The following is a 17356-nucleotide window of genomic DNA, read 5'->3' as shown; positions in this document are numbered from 1 at the left end:
ATCCGGCAACCACTCCTATGCCAAATCCGCCATTAGCACTTTTGACCGCCGCTGATAGTTGTACATCTCTTTCTTGCTTTCCGGCAGCAGGTCGATATCCACCGGCGTGAAGCCGCGCTCCTGGAACCAGTGGATGCTGCGTGTGGTTAACACAAACAGCTTGCTCAACCCCATTTGCCGGGCCTGCGCGGCGATTCGTTCCAGCAACACTTCCCCGCGTGACGAGCTACGGTAGTCCGGATGCACTGCCACGCACGCCATTTCGCCAATTCTCTCTTCCGGGAAAGGGTACAGAGCGGCACAGGCGATGGTCAGGTTATCACGCTGAATAATCGTGAATTTGTCGATCTCCATTTCCAACTGCTCGCGCGAGCGGCGAACCAGAATACCTTGTTGCTCCAGCGGGCGGATAAGCTCCAGAATCCCGCCGATATCGTTAATGGTAGCGCGACGGATCTGCTCGGCGCTTTCCATCACGATCTGCGTACCGATCCCGTCGCGGGAGAACAGTTCCTGCAGCAATGCACCATCTTCCTGATAGCTGATCAGATGGCAGCGGCGTACGCCACTGCGACAGGCCTTCACTGCCCCACGCAGGAAGCGCACCGTGCCGGAGCTGTAATCGCCTTTCTCTTCCTGCAACTCAACGCGAGCCTGAGCTTCGTTAGGAAACAGCTCGGAAATAATATCGCCGTCATCGTTGGTGACACCCTGAGAGGAGCAAAAGCCGATCATTTTCTCGGCCTTCAGTTTGATAGCCAACTGCGTGGCGACCTCTTCTGACGTCAGGTTAAAGCTCTCACCGGTGACGGAAACGGCAACCGGGCCCATCAGCACAATTGCGCCACTGTCTAACTGGCGGTGAATGGCATCTTCATCAATACGACGAATACGCCCGCTATGGCAGTAATCTACGCCGTCATCAACGCCCAGCGGCTGAGAGATAATAAAATTACCGCTGACCACATTGATGTGAGCACCCTGCAATGGCGTATTATTCAGGCTCATCGACAGGCGGGCGGTAATATCAAGCTGAAGTAAACCCGCAGCCTGTTTGACCAGCTCCAGCGTTTTAGCGTCGGTAACGCGTGTATTTTTGTGGTACACCGGCTCATGATGATGCGCCGCAAGATTGGCATCAATCTGCGGTCGTGCGCCATAGACCACGACCAGGCGGATGCCGAGGCTATGAAGAAGACCAATGTCATTGACGATACTGGAAAAATTTTCATGCTCGATGGCTTCGCCGCCCAGCATAATGACAAACGTTTTTCCCCGATGGGTATTGATATAGGGAACAGAATGGCGGAATCCCTGTACCAGTTCGGTTCTACGCTCCTTCACCACGGCACACCCTCATTGCATGATTATTCGTAATTTGTGTATTTTTATTCTGTTTTTGCGCTGTGCGCAAGCGTAATTTTTACCCATGCCGAAGATTTTTCTCAGTAATGCCGTGAATATAAAAAGAATGTTTACCCTTTTATAGATGACAGATTATGCGTCATTCGCTAAAGTTTCCGGTCAATTCGGACGTTTTACGTATTACCTCTAAAAAAGATTTCTTTGCTCGGGAGAAGCATGTCGGGATCCAATTCAGCAATCAGTCGCCGCCGTTTATTGAAAGGTGCGGGTGCTATGTGGCTTTTGAGCGTCAGCCAGGTGGGTCTGGCGGCCGTGAGTCAGGTCGTTGCCGTCCGTATCTGGCCTGCGTCCAGCTACACTCGCGTCACGGTAGAATCTAACCGTCTGCTGAAATACAAACAGTTTGCCCTGAGTAATCCTGAGCGTGTGGTTGTGGATATTGAAGACGTTAATTTGAACTCGGTGCTCAAGGGCATTGGGACGCAGATTCGTCCTGACGATCCGTATATTAAGTCTGCGCGCGTTGGCCAGTTTGATCCAAAGACCGTGCGGATGGTGTTCGAGCTGAAACAGAATGTGAAGCCGCAACTTTTCGCGCTGGCTCCGGTGGCAGGCTTTAAAGAACGTCTGGTGATGGATCTCTATCCCGCGAATGCCCAGGACGTTCAGGACCCGCTGCTGGCATTGCTGGAAGATTACAACAAGGGCGATCTGGATAAACAGGTGCCACCTGCACAAAGTGGCCCACAGCCGGGTAAAGCGGGGCGCGATCGTCCCATTGTCATTATGCTGGATCCGGGCCACGGCGGAGAAGACTCCGGTGCGGTGGGGAAATACAAGACGCGTGAAAAGGATGTGGTGCTGCAGATTGCCCGCCGCCTGCGAGCCCTCATAGAGAAAGAGGGCAACATGAAGGTCTTTATGACACGAAATGAAGATATCTTCATTCCGCTTAAAGTCCGCGTGGCGAAAGCGCAGAAGCAGCGTGCTGACCTGTTTGTCTCTATTCACGCCGATGCCTTTACCAGTCGACAACCCAGCGGTTCGTCGGTGTTTGCGCTCTCGACCAAAGGCGCGACAAGTACCGCCGCGAAATATCTGGCGCAGACCCAGAACGCCTCGGATCTCATTGGTGGCGTCAGTAAGAGCGGTGACCGCTACGTCGACCACACCATGTTCGATATGGTGCAGTCGCTGACCATCGCCGACAGCCTGAAGTTTGGTAAAGCGGTATTGAACAAGCTTGGCAAAATCAACAATCTGCACAAGAATCAGGTTGAACAGGCCGGGTTTGCGGTACTAAAAGCGCCAGATATCCCGTCTATTCTGGTCGAAACGGCATTTATCAGTAACGTTGAGGAAGAGCGTAAACTCAAAACGGCGACCTTCCAGCAGGAAGTTGCAGAGTCGATTCTGGCAGGGATTAAAGCCTACTTTGCCGATGGGGCGACGCTGGCGAGAAGGGGATAACAAAAAAGCGCTGAAAAGCGCTTTTTTTATGGGCAACAGAAACAAAAAAACACCCGTTAAGGTGTTTAATGTGTTGGTTGCGGGGGCCGGATTTGAACCGACGACCTTCGGGTTATGAGCCCGACGAGCTACCAGGCTGCTCCACCCCGCGTCACCGTACTGCTTATACTTCATCAAATTTTAATTGGTTGCGGGGGCCAGATTTGAACTGACGACCTTCGGGTTATGAGCCCGACGAGCTACCAGGCTGCTCCACCCCGCGTCCGTGGATGCGCACTATACTCTGCTCGCATTTTCATGCAACCCTTTTTTCACCTTGATCACGTTTTTAGGGTGAAAATGAACAAAAACAACGCATTCTGGATTATTTTTTGCTCAAAATTTGCGTTCGGGTATGTATACGCATTTCATTAGGTTCGGGGGTTTGTTATCTTCGTCTCGCATTCAGGCAACATAAGACGAGAACAATGAAAGGACGTTGGGCAAAATATCTTCTGGCGGGAGCTGTAGTCGCGATGCTCGCCGCGTGTTCCTCAAAACCCACCGATCGTGGGCAGCAGTATAAAGACGGGAAATTTACCCAGCCTTTCTCACTGGTGAACCAGCCTGATGCGGTTGGCGCGCCAATCAATGCCGGTGATTTCGCCGAGCAGGTTAATCAAATTCGCAGCGCTTCGCCACGTTTGTACGGCAACCAGAGCAACGTCTACAACGCTATCCAGCAATGGTTACGTGCGGGCGGTGATACGCGCAGTATGCGCCAGTTTGGTATTGATGCCTGGCAAATGGAAGGGGCGGACAACTACGGTAACGTCCAGTTTACCGGTTACTACACACCGGTTATCCAGGCGCGCCATACGCGCCAGGGCGAGTTTCAGTATCCTATCTATCGCATGCCGCCAAAACGTGGGCGCTTACCCTCTCGTGCCGAGATCTACGCGGGCGCGCTAAGCGACAATTATATTCTGGCATACAGCAACTCCCTGATGGATAACTTCATTATGGATGTTCAGGGCAGTGGCTACATCGATTTTGGCGATGGCAGCCCGCTCAACTTCTTTAGCTATGCCGGGAAAAATGGCCACGCCTATCGCAGTATCGGTAAAGTGCTTATCGACCGTGGCGAAGTGAAAAAAGAAGATATGTCGATGCAGGCTATTCGCCACTGGGGTGAGACGCACAGCGAAGCCGAAGTGCGTGAGCTGCTGGAGCAGAACCCATCGTTTGTCTTCTTTAAACCGCAATCTTTTGCTCCGGTGAAAGGGGCCAGCGCGGTGCCGCTGATTGGCCGCGCGTCCGTAGCTTCTGACCGTAGTATCATTCCTGCGGGCACAACGTTACTGGCGGAAGTCCCGTTACTGGACAATAACGGCAAGTTTACCGGCCAGTACGAACTGCGCCTGATGGTGGCGTTAGATGTGGGTGGGGCTATTAAAGGGCAACACTTCGACATCTATCAGGGTATTGGCGCTGACGCCGGACACCGTGCCGGGTGGTATAATCACTACGGTCGCGTATGGGTACTAAAAACAGCGCCGGGTGCGGGTAACGTGTTCAGCGGTTAATTGCCGGATGGTGCTTCGCTTATCAAGCCTACATTATTGAGTAGGCCTGATAAGGCGTAGCCGACATCAGGTAGTCAGACTGCTCGGTATTAATGAATTTGAGGTTCTATGTCTGTGGTTATTAGCGATGCCTGGCGCCAACGTTTTGGTGGTACGGCACGTCTGTATGGCGAAAATGCGTTGCAGCTGTTTGCCCAATCGCACGTTTGCGTGGTTGGGATTGGCGGAGTAGGGTCATGGGCGGCGGAAGCGCTGGCGCGAACCGGTATTGGCGCTATCACACTCATTGATATGGATGATGTGTGCGTCACCAATACAAACCGCCAGATCCATGCGCTGCGTGATAACGTCGGTCTGGCAAAAGCTGAAGTGATGGCGGAGCGTATCCGACAAATTAACCCGGAGTGCCGGGTGAACGTGGTCGATGATTTTGTTACGCCAGATAACGTTGCTGAATATATGAATGCAGGATTTTCGTACGTCATCGATGCGATTGATAGCGTGCGCCCAAAAGCGGCACTGATCGCGTACTGTCGGCGTAACAAAATTCCGCTGGTGACCACCGGTGGTGCGGGCGGACAGATCGATCCTACGCAGATTCAGGTCGTTGATTTGGCAAAAACCATCCAGGATCCGCTGGCGGCCAAGCTGCGTGAGCGGCTGAAAAGCGATTTTGGCGTGGTGAAAAACAGCAAAGGCAAGCTGGGCGTGGACTGCGTGTTCTCGACCGAAGCGCTGGTTTACCCGCAGGCGGATGGCTCGGTATGTGCTATGAAAGCGACGGCGGAAGGGCCGAAGCGTATGGATTGCGCGTCCGGGTTTGGCGCGGCTACCATGGTGACAGCCACCTTTGGCTTTGTTGCTGTCTCCCATGCGCTGAAGAAGATGATGGCGAAGGCCGCGCGTCAGGCCTGATTGTGTCGGATGGCGCTATGCTTATCCGACCTACGGTTCGTGCAGTGTTGTAGGCCGGATAAGACGTATCTGCGTCGTCATCCGACTTTCTGGGCCGCCTCGAGAATCGCCTCGTTTAGAGCATGCAGCCCCTGGCTACGCGAGGCGCTGAGCTGCGCGCGTAAACCCAGTTCGTCAAATAACGCCATCGGCGAACGCGCCAGTAACTCGGCTGCGGTTTTACCTTCGACCGCCGTGAGTAATACCGCCAACAGCCCGCGTACTATTCGACCTTCGCTGTCGCCGAAGAAATGCAGAGTGCCATTCTCATGAAGAGTATGCCCCAGCCAGACGCGGTTTTCGCAGCCCGAAATTTCTTTGGCCTGCGCCTTTAGCGTATCCGGAAGCGCCGGCAACTGCTTACCCAGCAGAATCAGCTGGCGATATTTATCTTCCCACTGAGTAAGCGGGATAAAGGTATTGCGTAACGTCTCTTCGGTTACGGTTGTGCCAAACGGGTGTCCGGCGAACAGAGGGCTTGTCATTAATCCACCAATATTTCCAGCGCGCGGTCGACGGCTGCGACCAACGCATCCACATCGCTTTGGGTATTATAAGGGGCAAATGAGGCGCGTAGTGTTCCGGATACGCCAAGTTCCGCCAGCAGAGGCTGTGCACAGTGTTGCCCCGCGCGCAGCGCAATGCCATATTCGGCCAGCAGAGTGACCATATCGCTGTGATGAACACCCGCGAAATCAAAGGCTAACAGACTGGAGTCCTGGCAGCGGAAGGAACGAAAGCCAGGGCGTTTCGCCAGGGCATCTTCTGCCAGCGTCGCCAGACCCCGGCTCCAGTTTTCGGCCTGTGCAACGTCGACGTCCGCCAGCCATTCGAGCGCCGCGCTTAGCCCGATAACGCCTGCAACGTTAGGCGTACCGGCTTCCAGCTTCCATGGTGCGGGCTGAGTGGTGAAACCGTCAAAACTGACTTCGCTAATCATCTTACCGCCCCCAAGCCAGGGAGACATGGCTTCCAGCAGTTCCGGCTTACCGTACAGCACGCCAATACCGGTGGGGCCATATAGCTTGTGGCCTGAAAACGCATAGAAATCAATATCCAACTGCTGTACATCGGCAGGGTAATGCACAATTCCCTGGGCACCATCAACCATCACCACCATGCCAGCCGCATGGGCGAGCGTAATGGCGCGGGCCAGATCCGGGCAGCCACCAGTGACGTTCGACATTTGCCCGAGCGCCAGAATGCGGCTGCGCGGGGTAATGAGCTGCGTGAGGCGCTCAACGTCTGGCAATAAATGGGGGTTGAGTGGGAGTTTGACGACCTTAGCCCCCGTTTGCTCCGCGACCATCAGCCAGGGAACGAGGTTGGCGTGATGTTCCGCTGCGCTAACGATAATCTCATCACCCGGTTGAAGGCGTGGACGCGCATAGCTTTGGGCAACCATGTTGATCGCTTCCGTTGTGCAGCGGGTCCAGACGATGGTTTTGTCATCCGACGCATTAATCAGGTGTGCGACTTTTTCCCGCGCGGCTTCATAGCGAGCGGTCAGGCGCTGGGCTTCAGCAAACTGGCTGCGATGGACGTTCCCGGCACTCAGGCTATAAAACTGATGGGTTGCCTCAATGACCGCCTGCGGCTTCAGCGCCGTAGCAGCGCTGTCGAGATAAACGCCAGCATCGTTGAGTGCGGGAAATTGTGCGCGAAACTGCGCGGGGTTAAAAGCGTTCATGGTATTCCTCAGTTCAGTAAACCGATCGTGGCGCAAAAAGGGCATTGATACAAGGGTTGTGCTAACCATCGGAATACTCTGGATATCCTGGCAAAGCCCGTTCAGTGTCTTATGCTAAATAGCGTTAGGCGAACAATTTTGCCTGTTACGGAGTATGTTTTTAATAGCATAAATCGCTTTAAGGAGAAGAAGATGAAAAAGACTGCCGCCATAATTTCTGCCTGTATGCTGACTTTTGCCCTGAGCGCCTGTTCTGGTTCGAATTACGTGATGCACACCAATGATGGCCGATCAATCGTAGCTGATGGTAAACCACAGACCGATAATGAGACGGGGATGATTTCGTATAAAGACGCTAACGGCAACAAACAGCAGATTAACCGTACTGACGTGAAAGAGATGGTAGAACTGGAGCAATAATAGCAGGTCGGCCATCGACGAAACGTGGTCAAAAAAAAGCACCGCAATTTGGCGGTGCTACATTAATCACTATGGACAGACAGGGTAAATGTACAGGAAGTGAAAAAGGGTAGCTTTGCTACCATGGTCTGAATCGCAGACCAATTGCAAACACAACAACACAACATCACAACCGTAAGCCAAAAGCCCACCAGAACACGCATTCCGATAAAACTTTTCGTTCCGGCTTCAGGAAGTGCCGCCACTATAGGTATTTGCTGGTAGAACCTCAACGGACAATTTATAATGGCTCAGATAAAAAAAACTAATAGGTTACAGCCTGTTAGCTAATTGTTAAATTCATTTAACATCAAAGCCTAAAAGTCATGTCAAAACGATTACCACCCTTAAATGCGTTACGTGTTTTTGATGCTGCAGCGCGTCATTTAAGCTTTACTCGCGCAGCAGAAGAGCTTTTTGTGACGCAGGCCGCAGTAAGTCACCAAATCAAGTCACTTGAGGATTTTTTGGGGCTAAAACTGTTTCGTCGACGCAATCGATCTTTGCTGTTAACGGAAGAAGGTCAAAGCTACTTTCTCGACATTAAAGAGATTTTTTCGCAATTAACCGACGCGACGCGTAAACTTCAGGCACGCAGTGCAAAAGGTGCGCTTACCGTGAGTTTATTGCCCAGTTTTGCGATCCAATGGCTGGTGCCCAGACTCTCTAGCTTTAACTCAGCTTATCCGGGAATCGATGTCAGGATCCAGGCGGTGGACCGTCAGGAAGACAAACTGGCTGATGATGTTGATGTGGCGATTTTCTACGGACGTGGCAACTGGCCGGGTCTGCGCGTGGAAAAATTGTACGCAGAATATTTATTGCCGGTCTGCTCTCCGCTGTTGCTTACCGGTGATAAACCGCTAAAGACACCGGACGACCTGGCAAAACACACTTTATTGCATGATGCGTCGCGACGAGACTGGCAAGCCTATACGCGCCAGCTTGGCCTGAATCATATCAACGTACAGCAAGGACCTATCTTCAGCCATAGCGCCATGGTGCTACAGGCTGCAATCCATGGACAGGGGATCGCGCTGGCTAACAACGTCATGGCGCAGTCCGAAATTGAAGCCGGACGTCTGGTCTGTCCGTTTAACGATGTTCTGGTCAGCAAAAACGCATTTTATCTGGTTTGTCATGACAGTCAGGCAGAACTGGGTAAAATAGCCGCCTTCCGTCAGTGGATTCTGGCGAAAGCGGCCACGGAACAAGAAAAATTCCGCTTTCGTTATGAACAATAATTTACGTAGGGTATTCAAATGACCAGCCGTTTTATGCTGATTTTTGCCGCCGTAAGTGGCTTTATTTTTGTGGCGTTGGGCGCCTTTGGGGCACATGTTCTGAGTAAAACCCTCGGTGTTGTTGAAATGGGGTGGATTCAGACCGGCCTTGAGTATCAGGCGTTTCATACGCTGGCTATCTTTGGCCTGGCCGTCGCCATGCAACGGCGCATTAGTATTTGGTTTTACTGGAGTAGCGTGTTTCTGGCATTAGGTACAGTGCTGTTTAGCGGCAGCCTGTATTGTCTCGCGCTCTCTCATTTACGCCTGTGGGCGTTTGTTACCCCTGTTGGCGGCTTCAGCTTCCTCGTAGGCTGGGCGCTGATGTTAGTGGGCGCTATTCGATTGAAACGTAAGGGCGTTAGCCATGAATAAGGTTGTATTGTTGTGTCGCCCAGGTTTTGAAAAAGAGTGCGCCGCAGAAATTACGGATAAAGCAGGACGCCGGGAAATCTTCGGTTTTGCCCGCGTGAAAGACAATGCGGGTTACGTCATCTTCGAATGCTATCAGCAGGACGATGCTGAAAAGTTAGTGAAAGAGCTGCCGTTTAGTTCGCTGATTTTTGCTCGTCAAATGTTTGTGGTGGGCGAGTTGCTGCAATACTTACCGCCGGAAGATCGCATTACGCCGATCGTTGGCATGTTGCAGGGCGTGGTGGAAAAGGGTGGCGATCTGCGAGTAGAAGTTGCCGACACCAATGAAAGCAAAGAGCTGGTTAAATTTTGCCGTAAATTTACCGTACCGTTGCGTGCAGCGCTGCGCGAAGCGGGCGTACTGGCAAAGTATGAAACGCCAAAGCGTCCGGTGGTTCACGTCTTCTTTATCGCCCCTGGCTGTTGTTATACCGGCTATTCCTGGCCTGACAATAACTCACCGTTTTACATGGGGATTCCGCGTCTGAAGTTTCCAGCCGATGCGCCGAGCCGTTCAACGCTCAAGCTGGAAGAAGCGCTGCACGTGTTTATCCCTGCCGATGAATGGGATGAGCGTCTGGCGAACGGGATGTATGCGGTGGATTTAGGCGCCTGCCCGGGCGGATGGACCTATCAGCTGGTTAAACGCAACATGTGGGTTTACTCCGTGGATAACGGCCCGATGGCGCAAAGCCTGATGGATACCGGACAGGTCACCTGGCTGCGTGAAGACGGATTTAAGTACCGTCCGAATCGCAACAACATTTCGTGGATGGTCTGTGACATGGTGGAGAAGCCGGCGAAGGTTGCCGCGCTGATGGCACAATGGCTGGTCAACGGCTGGTGTCGTGAGACGATCTTCAACCTCAAACTGCCGATGAAAAAACGCTACGAAGAGGTGTCACAGAACCTGGCTTACATTCAGGCCCAGCTTGATGAACATGGTGTAAATGCCCAGATTCAGGCGCGTCAGTTGTATCATGACCGTGAAGAAGTAACCGTTCACGTACGTCGTCTGTGGGCTGCCGTCGGCGGTCGTCGCGACGAGCGATAAGGCTACAACCCAGGTCGGATGGCGGCGTAATCGCCCTATTCGGCCTGGATTGCTTCAATCAGCTGTGTATCTGAAACAATATGCGTCACATCATCCAGATGCCCAATTCTGGCCTCTCCCGAACGATTAAATTTACTTTTATCGATCAGTAATAAAGACTGCGATGCACGCTTAAGCAGAATGGATTTGAAGTCTGCGTTGGTTGCATTTGAGTCCCAGAGCGCACCGTCGCTGTCGATCCCTTCGCAGGAAAAAATAAACAGGTCAATCTCGAGTGGTTTTAGCTGCGAGATAAGCGAGGGATTAACGTAGCAACCGTATTTGCGCTCAAGACGACCGCCGGAGCTGATAAGCTGAATGTGTTCACGTTTAGCCAATTCCTGGCAGATGGGCTGGCTGTTGGTAAAAACGTGAATGTTGATGTCCGGTAACTGTCGCGCCAAATACCAGCAGGTAGAGCTGGCGTCTAAGGCAATTACCATACCTTCTTCGATCCATGCCAACGCTTCACGGGCGATATCCGCTTTGTGTGCATAGTGGCTTTTGAGTCGAATATGAAATGGGTCACCGCTGTCCTGATTTTCCCGGTGAATAACTTTGGCCCGACCGTGGTTGCGTAACACTTTTCCCTGGGTCTGTAACTCGCTGAGATCGCGGCGGATGGTCTCTTTGCTGACGTTAAGCTGCAAAGCCAGGGCTTCGGTTGTCAGGCTTTTGTGGTTAGTAAGCAGATCTACGATTGCCTGCTGGCGCGCCGCTTTCATGTTCTGATCCTCATCTAATGATGAATGCCCGTACCTGACGGGCATTCTGACCAGAGATTACGGCGTTACCCCTTTTTTTAAAAGAATATTCCCGTACTTTGCCCGCTCTCCTGTGATAACGATCGCAAACGCCTTTTGTGCTCGTTCGTAAAAGGCATAGCGGTCAATACGCGTGATGTCCGGGCAGGGGGTCTGTAATGAAAGTGCCTGACGATAGCGAGCCTCAACGTCAGGATCGAGAGTGTCACCTTCAACCGCAGCCATCATCACCAGCGGTGGGGCGTAGCTGTCCAGTTCAAATAGCGGAATAAGCGCCCGCAGCAGATCGCTGACCAGCAGACCGTCAGCGCGGATGACCTGCGGCCCCATGCTGTTGGCCGGGAAGTGGGCATCGGAAAAGATAATCTCATCGCCGTGTCCCATTTCGGCCAACACTTTCAGTAAGTCGGGGGAAATTAAGGGAGATATCGTTTTAAGCATGTTACTCGACTCCTGTGAGTTCGGATTCGGTTTGCGGATAGAAGTAACGGTACTGATAGCGCACCTGTTCGCGTGCCTGCTCCGGAGAGATAAATTCCCCGATGCCTGACCAGGCAAACATTGCGGCGCCTGCCACGGTGGTTTCGGCATCATCCAGCACTTTGACAGGGATCCCGAGAACGTTCGCTTTGATTTGGTTCCACAAGATGTTGCGGCTGCCCCCGCCAACTAATAGCAGTTCAGTGGCCTGGAAATGGCCGATTTTTTCCAGCGTTTGCAGATTCCGCTGCAGCTGTTCTGTCAGTCCTTCCAGCGCGGCGCGATAAAAGTGCCCACGGGTAGTATTGAGGGTAACCCCTTGCCAGCCCGCATTCTGACAGGCCAGCAGGTCGCAGTGCATCTTCACCCCTTCGGCACCAGCGGGAATATCCCGAGCTTCATCAATCAACGTTTGCCAGGGCGTGTCCGCGGTCCATAACAGCTTTCGAACCCATTCAAGCACGCCGGAGGCCAGCCACTGCATACCGGGATTGTTAAGCCCAGCCTGACTATCCAGCTCACAGGTGGAGCCCGCATAATGACTGAGCAGGGAGGTGTTTACCTGCGCACTGCGTACCATCAGAATTTCCCATGTGCCGGAAGAGAGTACCGGTTCATCCTGCTGGGCTCCTGCGCCAAATAGCGCAAACTGTGTGTCGTGTCCGGCAGAGATGACTGGAATACCCTCTGGAAGTCCGAGCTGGCTGGCGGCCTCGCGTTGCAGTACCCCAATTTGTTCGCCTGCTTCAACCAGGCGCGGAAACAGGCGACGCGGTATGCCTGTTGCCTGCAAAATGTCCTGGCTGAAATCACGTTGCTGGATATCCAGCATCTGGCTGGTTCCCGCCATGGTGATGTCAGTTGTGAACTCGCCGGTTAAACGTTGGTTGATAAGCGACGAGATAAACAGCCAGGCGTGCGCCTGTTCCAGTAATTGCGGGTGGTTCTCTTTCAGCCACACCAGTTTGTACAGCGTATTGAAGCTAAACGCCCCAACGCCGGAGATTTCCTGCAGTTGCTGCGGTGACATGTAGCGATGGATATTCTCCATTACCGCTGCTGTACGTGGGCATTTCCAGCTGATCACCGGATACAGTTGTTTGCCGTTCTTATCCACCAGCGCGCCATCCACGCCGAAGGTGGTGACGGCGATCCCGCGAATTTGGCAGGCGGCCAATTGTGAGGAAAGCCGCTGACAGCAGTCGGCAAAGCGCTGCAGAATGGCCTCCAGCGACCATTGGTGCCAGGCACTGTTTTCTGCGGCGATGTCACTGGCGTTCGGGGTCGCTGCGCGGGCGACAATCTTTCCCTGTCGGTCAACGGCAATGGCCCGTACGTTGGTCGCGCCACAGTCGAGAACCAGAATAACCTCTTGTTTCATAATTGCTCCTGGGAGATTACCTATTGCCGGATGGCGGCTTCGCCTTATCCGGCCTACAAAACCGTGTGCTTCGTAGGCCACGCCGCCATCAGGCAATCGCTCGATGTTTAACGCTTATACAGCGGACCGTAGTTCTGACAAGCGCGGTAATCCTGACCTTCCGTATCCATACCGTGGGCGGCCCAGGAGGAAGGACGATAAATTTTCTCGTCTTCCACGTTGTGCATGCACACCGGGATACGCAGCATGGCAGCCAGAGTGATAAAGTCCGCACCTACGTGACCAATCGTCAGCACCCCGTGGTTAGCGCCCCAGTTAGCCATGACGGAATAGACGTCGCTGAACGGGCCCTTGCCGGTTAAGCGCGGAGCAAACCAGGTGGTTGGCCATGTGGAGTTGGTACGCGCATCAAGCTGGTCGTGCATATCTTTCGGCAACTCCACGCTCCAGCCTTCCGCGATTTGTAGCACCGGCCCCAACCCTTTGATGATGTTGATACGGCTCATGGTGAACGGCACACCGCCTTCAGTCAGGAAGCGAGATGAGTAACCGCCCCCGCGGAAGTATTCGTGAATAGCCGGGCACCATTCGGTTGCCGCCAGGCATTCATCCGCCTCTTTCTGCGAGATTTCCCAGTGTGGTTTCATGGTCGGTTTACCTTCGCTGTCGCGCTGTTTGCAGGAACCGTCCAGTGCCGCAGAACCGGAGTTAATCAAGTGAATGATGCCGTGCTCAGCAAGGCCGGTCAGCGGTTTACCCGTCACGCGTTCAACCGCCTCTGGCGACCAGTAGGTGCGCACATCGGCAAAGACCTGGGCCGTGCCGGTGAGTTGATGGCCGAACAGCATCGCTACGCCGTTCAGGCTGTCGTTTTCGGTTGCGACAACGAACGGTTCACGAACGCCATTCCAGTCAAAGGAACTGTTGAGCAACGCTTCGGCGGTATCGCCATTTGGGTATTGATCGGTCCAGTGACGTTGCCCCTGGAAGCCCGCGGCGATCGCGTTATAGCCCAGGGATTCTTCGACCAGACCTTTGTCTGCCAGCTTTTTGTTACCCTGCATCATGTCGCGAATGCACATAGCCATCAGCAGGCTTTCTTTCAGCACTGCGTGGCTTTGTTCTGCGTTACGTTTATATTGTTGTGCGTTCTGATCTTCGCCGTAGCGGAAGTTTTTGTCCGCCCACGCCAGCGCCATTTCCAGCTCGGTTTCATCATAGATTTTCTGGTCAATGCGACGACGCAGTTCGGTCATATCAACCGCCTGCACCTTCATACCCAGCCAGGATTCAAAGAAGTTATGGTCGACGATAGAACCGGCGATGCCCATTGATACACCACCGACAGACAGGTAGCTTTTCCCTTTCATACTGGCGACCGCTAAGCCGGCACGGGCAAAGCGCAGCAGTTTTTCTTCAACATCGGCAGGGATAGATGTGTCGTCTGCATCCTGTACGTCATGACCATAGATGGAGAAGGCAGGAAGTCCTTTTTGGCTGTGAGCTGCCAGTGCGGCGGCCAGGTAAACCGCCCCCGGACGTTCCGTGCCGTTGAAGCCCCAGATCGCTTTCGGGCGCATCGGATCCATGTCGATGGTTTCACTGCCGTAGCACCAACATGGGGTAACGGTAATCGTCACGCCAACATTCTGGCTGCTGAATTTTTCTTCACAGGCTGCGGATTCCGCCATGCCGGCGATACAGGTATCGGCAATCACACATTCAATTTGTGCGCCGCAGGCATGACGAAGTTTTTCAGTGATAAGCGCTGCGGTAGCTTTAGCCATATTCATGGTTTGCTCTTCGAGCGACTCACGTACACCCATACGACGTCCGTCAATAACCGGGCGAATACCAATTTTTGGTAAGCTGATTTTTTTCATCACAGATTCCTCACGTTATTCGGATAAATATTCAGTTGGCTGCCGTTTGTGAACGGAAGCGGGCAAAAATAAAGATGATGGCGAAGCAAAGCGCCGGGACCAGTTCAGCGGTCGGGATATTGCCAGCGGCATCGCTGACAAAGCCCATCACCGGGGTCACAATGCCGCCGCCAATGATGGTCATGACGATAAAAGACGAGCCGTATTTGGTGTCTTGTCCCAGATTTTTGATCCCCAGAGAAAAAATGGTTGGGTACTGAATCGACATAAATGCACTGCACAGCGTCAGGGCCAGTAGGCCGATCTGACCACCGGTGAAGGCGGAAATGAGGCACAGGATCATGGCAAGCAGGGCATATGCGGCCAGCACTTTATGCGGCGCAAAGCGACTGATAAGCCAGGTGCCGGAGAAACGACCGATAAAGAAGCACACCATGGTGCCGGTCAGGTAGTTGGCGGCGAAACCTGGCGTCATGCCTGGGATCTCTTCGATTGCGTAGCGAATCAGGTAGCTCCAGCAGGCAGTTTGTGCACCGACGTAGCAGAACTGCGCCAGTACCGCCCAACGCCAGTGGCGAATGCGCACCAGGCGGGAAAGGGACGCGGAGAATGAACTCTGAGCGTTGTCACTGTGATCGTCACTTTGCAGGGTCGGAAACTTGGTAAACATGATCAGCAGGGCGACCAGCAAAACGACCGCGACGATGATCATATAAGGGGTTTGAACCGATAACACCAGGCTGTGCTTGTAGGCGTTTAGCTGTTCTGGCGCCATCTTATCGAGTACGTCTTGAGATTGATGTGGCACATTAGACAAAATAAGACTTTGCCCAAAAACAACCGCAATAATGGCACCAAATGAGTTAAAAGTTTGCGCGAGATTTAATCGGAAGTGACCGCCGCTTTCCGGGCCCAGTACGGTTACAAAGGGGTTGGCAGCCGTTTCCAGACAACCTAAGCCCGCCGCAATAATAAATAGGCCAATCAGGAATAAGGTGTAATTCATTACCTCAGCCGCTGGCCAGAATAATGCTGCACCGATGGCATATAAGAATAATCCGGTAATAATACCTGCTTTATAACTTAGTTTTTTCATCAGGATCCCGGCTGGGATTGGAATGACGAAATAACCAAAATAAAAAGCAGATTGAATCAGACCAGCCTGAAAGTTTGTTAATGTAAAAGCTTGCTGAAATTGTGGTAATAAAATGTCATTAAGATTATTGGCAACCGCCCAAAGAAAAAACAGTGAACAGAGTAACGCGAAGGGAATGACATAATTTTTTGTCTGCCCCCGCTCTACCGCATGAAAACTTTGTGTTTGTATTGATGTGTTTCCCATAGCATCCTCATCAGTTCATAAGCATGTTCAACAGCTTAAGAGTACGATTGGTGATTTTTACCAACCTGCTAATCCAGGTGAGTTCCGGTAACCTGCCAGATAAAATTGGCCTTCATGAATGAACTCATGAATTCATTTTCAAATAAAAACCGGCCATTAATATGATGGTGGTCACATTTATGCTCAGGGTGTGGGTTTATGTGATTATCATCACTTTAATTTCTTTAAAACAATGACCGTTTGAGGAAAATAAATTAAAAAGCCACAGGGATAATGCCCGAATTAATTAGTTAAGTGGAAAACGGGCAATAGTAACAATTTATTCGCAAATGACCGTTTTACAATGGTTTTATTAAGAACGGACATTTTGCAATTGTAATATTATGCTTGCATGTTTTTATTCATCGTTATTAGTTGATGAACATCACAAAATCCAGTGCTAAAAATTCCCTTCTCTTTATTCAGCATGATGATAGTTAGCAAATACCCGCTTAAATCAACAGAGCGTCGAGGTATTAGCAATGTTCTGTTGTCGCATTTTGACTCACTGAGAGAGGTAAGTAATGGAACGAAATACGCTGGCACGGCAGATTATCAATACCTGCCTGGAAATGACCCGTCTGGGGCTGAATCAGGGGACTGCGGGTAATGTAAGTGTGCGTTACCAGGACGGGATGTTAATTACCCCGACGGGTATTCCCTATGACAAACTCACCGAATCCCACATAGTGTACATCAATGCTGAGGGGCAGCACGAAGAAGGGAAATTACCTTCCAGCGAGTGGCGGTTCCATATGGCCGCTTATCAGACGCGTCCCGATGCTCAGGCGGTGGTCCATAATCATGCCGTGCATTGTACTGCTGTTTCTATTCTCAACCGGCCAATCCCGGCAATCCATTACATGATTGCGGCGGCTGGCGGTAACTCAATTCCCTGTGCGCCATATGCGACGTTTGGCACGCGTGAGCTTTCCGAGCACGTTGCGGTAGCGCTGAAAAACCGAAAAGCAACGCTGTTGCAGCATCATGGGCTGATCGCCTGCGAAGAAAATCTGGAAAAAGCCCTGTGGTTAGCGCATGAAGTGGAAGTGCTGGCGCAGCTTTATCTCAGCACGCTGGCGATTACCGATCCGGTTCCGGTACTGGATGATGAGGCTATCGCTATTGTGCTGGAAAAATTCAAAACATACGGATTGCGTATTGAGGAATAGGA

16 protein-coding genes and 2 tRNA genes are annotated in these 17356 nt (G+C 52.3%); 8 read left to right on the top strand and 10 right to left on the bottom strand.

The window, feature by feature from the left end; genetic code table 11:
* Positions 1-15: 15 nt before the first annotated feature.
* Positions 16-1347 carry an amino-acid N-acetyltransferase gene (argA, locus tag OGX92_RS04180; RefSeq protein ID WP_003034012.1) on the bottom strand — a complete coding sequence of 444 codons (1332 nt, stop codon included), beginning with the start codon at positions 1345-1347 and terminating at the stop codon, positions 16-18.
* 234 nt (positions 1348-1581) lie between these two features.
* Between argA and amiC the strand changes: the two genes are divergently transcribed.
* Positions 1582-2835 (top strand): N-acetylmuramoyl-L-alanine amidase AmiC, encoded by a 1254-nt coding sequence (amiC, locus tag OGX92_RS04175; RefSeq protein ID WP_003034016.1) that lies wholly within the window; start codon positions 1582-1584, stop codon positions 2833-2835.
* A gap of 74 nt (positions 2836-2909) precedes the next feature.
* Here amiC and OGX92_RS04170 read toward each other — a convergent pair.
* Both OGX92_RS04170 and OGX92_RS04165 read right to left on the bottom strand, forming a co-directional pair.
* Positions 2910-2986, bottom strand: a tRNA-Met gene (locus tag OGX92_RS04170).
* A 34-nt stretch (positions 2987-3020) separates the two neighbouring features.
* Positions 3021-3097 (bottom strand) — tRNA-Met (locus OGX92_RS04165).
* Positions 3098-3302: 205 nt separating this feature from the next.
* Between OGX92_RS04165 and mltA the strand changes: the two genes are divergently transcribed.
* Together mltA and tcdA are read left to right on the top strand one after the other, a co-directional pair.
* Positions 3303-4400 carry a murein transglycosylase A gene (gene mltA, locus OGX92_RS04160; RefSeq protein ID WP_115454812.1) on the top strand — a complete coding sequence of 366 codons (1098 nt, stop codon included), beginning with the start codon at positions 3303-3305 and terminating at the stop codon, positions 4398-4400.
* A gap of 108 nt (positions 4401-4508) precedes the next feature.
* Entirely contained in the window at positions 4509-5315 is an 807-nt protein-coding gene (tcdA, locus tag OGX92_RS04155; RefSeq protein ID WP_003825630.1) for a tRNA cyclic N6-threonylcarbamoyladenosine(37) synthase TcdA, read from the top strand.
* 77 nt (positions 5316-5392) lie between these two features.
* Here the strand turns inward: tcdA and csdE are convergent, their stop codons facing one another.
* Positions 5393-5839, bottom strand: a complete 447-nt coding sequence (gene csdE / locus OGX92_RS04150; protein ID WP_126956651.1) for a cysteine desulfurase sulfur acceptor subunit CsdE — start codon at positions 5837-5839, stop codon at positions 5393-5395.
* Positions 5839-7044 (bottom strand): cysteine desulfurase CsdA, encoded by a 1206-nt coding sequence (gene csdA, locus OGX92_RS04145; protein WP_286586269.1) that lies wholly within the window; start codon positions 7042-7044, stop codon positions 5839-5841. Before csdA ends, csdE begins: the two co-directional genes overlap by 1 nt.
* Positions 7045-7236: 192 nt before the next feature.
* Here csdA and OGX92_RS04140 point away from each other — a divergent pair, with 192 nt between their 5' ends.
* The 4 genes from OGX92_RS04140 to rlmM all read left to right on the top strand — a co-directional run bounded on the left by OGX92_RS04140 (position 7237) and on the right by rlmM (position 10254).
* A complete protein-coding gene (locus tag OGX92_RS04140; RefSeq protein ID WP_003825635.1) occupies positions 7237-7464 on the top strand; it encodes a YgdI/YgdR family lipoprotein in 228 nt (75 codons plus the stop codon).
* A 365-nt stretch (positions 7465-7829) separates the two neighbouring features.
* A complete protein-coding gene (gene gcvA / locus OGX92_RS04135) occupies positions 7830-8747 on the top strand; it encodes a glycine cleavage system transcriptional regulator GcvA (RefSeq protein WP_003034035.1) in 918 nt (305 codons plus the stop codon).
* 18 nt (positions 8748-8765) lie between these two features.
* On the top strand, positions 8766-9161 hold the full coding sequence (locus tag OGX92_RS04130) for a DUF423 domain-containing protein (RefSeq protein WP_003034037.1): 396 nt from the start codon (positions 8766-8768) through the stop codon (positions 9159-9161).
* Positions 9154-10254, top strand: a complete 1101-nt coding sequence (gene rlmM, locus OGX92_RS04125) for a 23S rRNA (cytidine(2498)-2'-O)-methyltransferase RlmM (RefSeq protein WP_003034040.1) — start codon at positions 9154-9156, stop codon at positions 10252-10254. The genes OGX92_RS04130 and rlmM overlap by 8 nt, the downstream gene beginning before the upstream one ends.
* Before the next feature lie 35 nt (positions 10255-10289).
* Here rlmM and fucR read toward each other — a convergent pair whose 3' ends face one another.
* The 5 genes from fucR to fucP all read right to left on the bottom strand — a co-directional run bounded on the left by fucR (position 10290) and on the right by fucP (position 16143).
* On the bottom strand, positions 10290-11018 hold the full coding sequence (fucR, locus tag OGX92_RS04120) for an L-fucose operon activator (RefSeq protein ID WP_003825642.1): 729 nt from the start codon (positions 11016-11018) through the stop codon (positions 10290-10292).
* Between the two features lie 57 nt (positions 11019-11075).
* Entirely contained in the window at positions 11076-11498 is a 423-nt protein-coding gene (fucU, locus tag OGX92_RS04115; protein WP_048215640.1) for an L-fucose mutarotase, read from the bottom strand.
* A 1-nt stretch (position 11499) separates the two neighbouring features.
* A complete protein-coding gene (fucK, locus tag OGX92_RS04110) occupies positions 11500-12918 on the bottom strand; it encodes an L-fuculokinase (RefSeq protein WP_057067291.1) in 1419 nt (472 codons plus the stop codon).
* 107 nt (positions 12919-13025) lie between these two features.
* Entirely contained in the window at positions 13026-14801 is a 1776-nt protein-coding gene (gene fucI, locus OGX92_RS04105) for an L-fucose isomerase (protein ID WP_267455141.1), read from the bottom strand.
* 31 nt (positions 14802-14832) lie between these two features.
* Positions 14833-16143 carry an L-fucose:H+ symporter permease gene (gene fucP, locus OGX92_RS04100; RefSeq protein ID WP_286586268.1) on the bottom strand — a complete coding sequence of 437 codons (1311 nt, stop codon included), beginning with the start codon at positions 16141-16143 and terminating at the stop codon, positions 14833-14835.
* Between the two features lie 563 nt (positions 16144-16706).
* On the opposite strand from fucP, the gene fucA reads away from it, so the two are divergent.
* The gene (fucA, locus tag OGX92_RS04095) at positions 16707-17354 is read left to right on the top strand and encodes an L-fuculose-phosphate aldolase (RefSeq protein WP_003825656.1); all 648 of its coding nucleotides are present in this window, start codon (positions 16707-16709) and stop codon (positions 17352-17354) included.
* The last annotated feature ends 2 nt before the right edge of the window (positions 17355-17356 follow it).

This window comes from Citrobacter sp. Cpo089, from assembly GCF_030332695.1.
Classification (GTDB): Bacteria; Pseudomonadota; Gammaproteobacteria; order Enterobacterales; family Enterobacteriaceae; genus Citrobacter; species Citrobacter portucalensis.
Note: the sequence above shows the minus strand (reverse complement) of the source record. Positions and strands in the feature narration are given on the sequence as shown.

What these genes read in the sequence shown, in the direction of transcription:
- amiC (WP_003034016.1), top strand. Translation starts at nt 1,582, where the DNA reads ATGTCGGGATCCAATTCAGCAATCAGTCGCCGCCGTTTATTGAAAGGT.
- mltA (WP_115454812.1), top strand. Translation starts at nt 3,303, where the DNA reads ATGAAAGGACGTTGGGCAAAATATCTTCTGGCGGGAGCTGTAGTCGCG.
- tcdA (WP_003825630.1), top strand. Translation starts at nt 4,509, where the DNA reads ATGTCTGTGGTTATTAGCGATGCCTGGCGCCAACGTTTTGGTGGTACG.
- csdE (WP_126956651.1), bottom strand. Translation starts at nt 5,839, where the DNA reads ATGACAAGCCCTCTGTTCGCCGGACACCCGTTTGGCACAACCGTAACC.
- csdA (WP_286586269.1), bottom strand. Translation starts at nt 7,044, where the DNA reads ATGAACGCTTTTAACCCCGCGCAGTTTCGCGCACAATTTCCCGCACTC.
- OGX92_RS04140 (WP_003825635.1), top strand. Translation starts at nt 7,237, where the DNA reads ATGAAAAAGACTGCCGCCATAATTTCTGCCTGTATGCTGACTTTTGCC.
- gcvA (WP_003034035.1), top strand. Translation starts at nt 7,830, where the DNA reads ATGTCAAAACGATTACCACCCTTAAATGCGTTACGTGTTTTTGATGCT.
- OGX92_RS04130 (WP_003034037.1), top strand. Translation starts at nt 8,766, where the DNA reads ATGACCAGCCGTTTTATGCTGATTTTTGCCGCCGTAAGTGGCTTTATT.
- rlmM (WP_003034040.1), top strand. Translation starts at nt 9,154, where the DNA reads ATGAATAAGGTTGTATTGTTGTGTCGCCCAGGTTTTGAAAAAGAGTGC.
- fucR (WP_003825642.1), bottom strand. Translation starts at nt 11,018, where the DNA reads ATGAAAGCGGCGCGCCAGCAGGCAATCGTAGATCTGCTTACTAACCAC.
- fucU (WP_048215640.1), bottom strand. Translation starts at nt 11,498, where the DNA reads ATGCTTAAAACGATATCTCCCTTAATTTCCCCCGACTTACTGAAAGTG.
- fucK (WP_057067291.1), bottom strand. Translation starts at nt 12,918, where the DNA reads ATGAAACAAGAGGTTATTCTGGTTCTCGACTGTGGCGCGACCAACGTA.
- fucI (WP_267455141.1), bottom strand. Translation starts at nt 14,801, where the DNA reads ATGAAAAAAATCAGCTTACCAAAAATTGGTATTCGCCCGGTTATTGAC.
- fucP (WP_286586268.1), bottom strand. Translation starts at nt 16,143, where the DNA reads ATGGGAAACACATCAATACAAACACAAAGTTTTCATGCGGTAGAGCGG.
- fucA (WP_003825656.1), top strand. Translation starts at nt 16,707, where the DNA reads ATGGAACGAAATACGCTGGCACGGCAGATTATCAATACCTGCCTGGAA.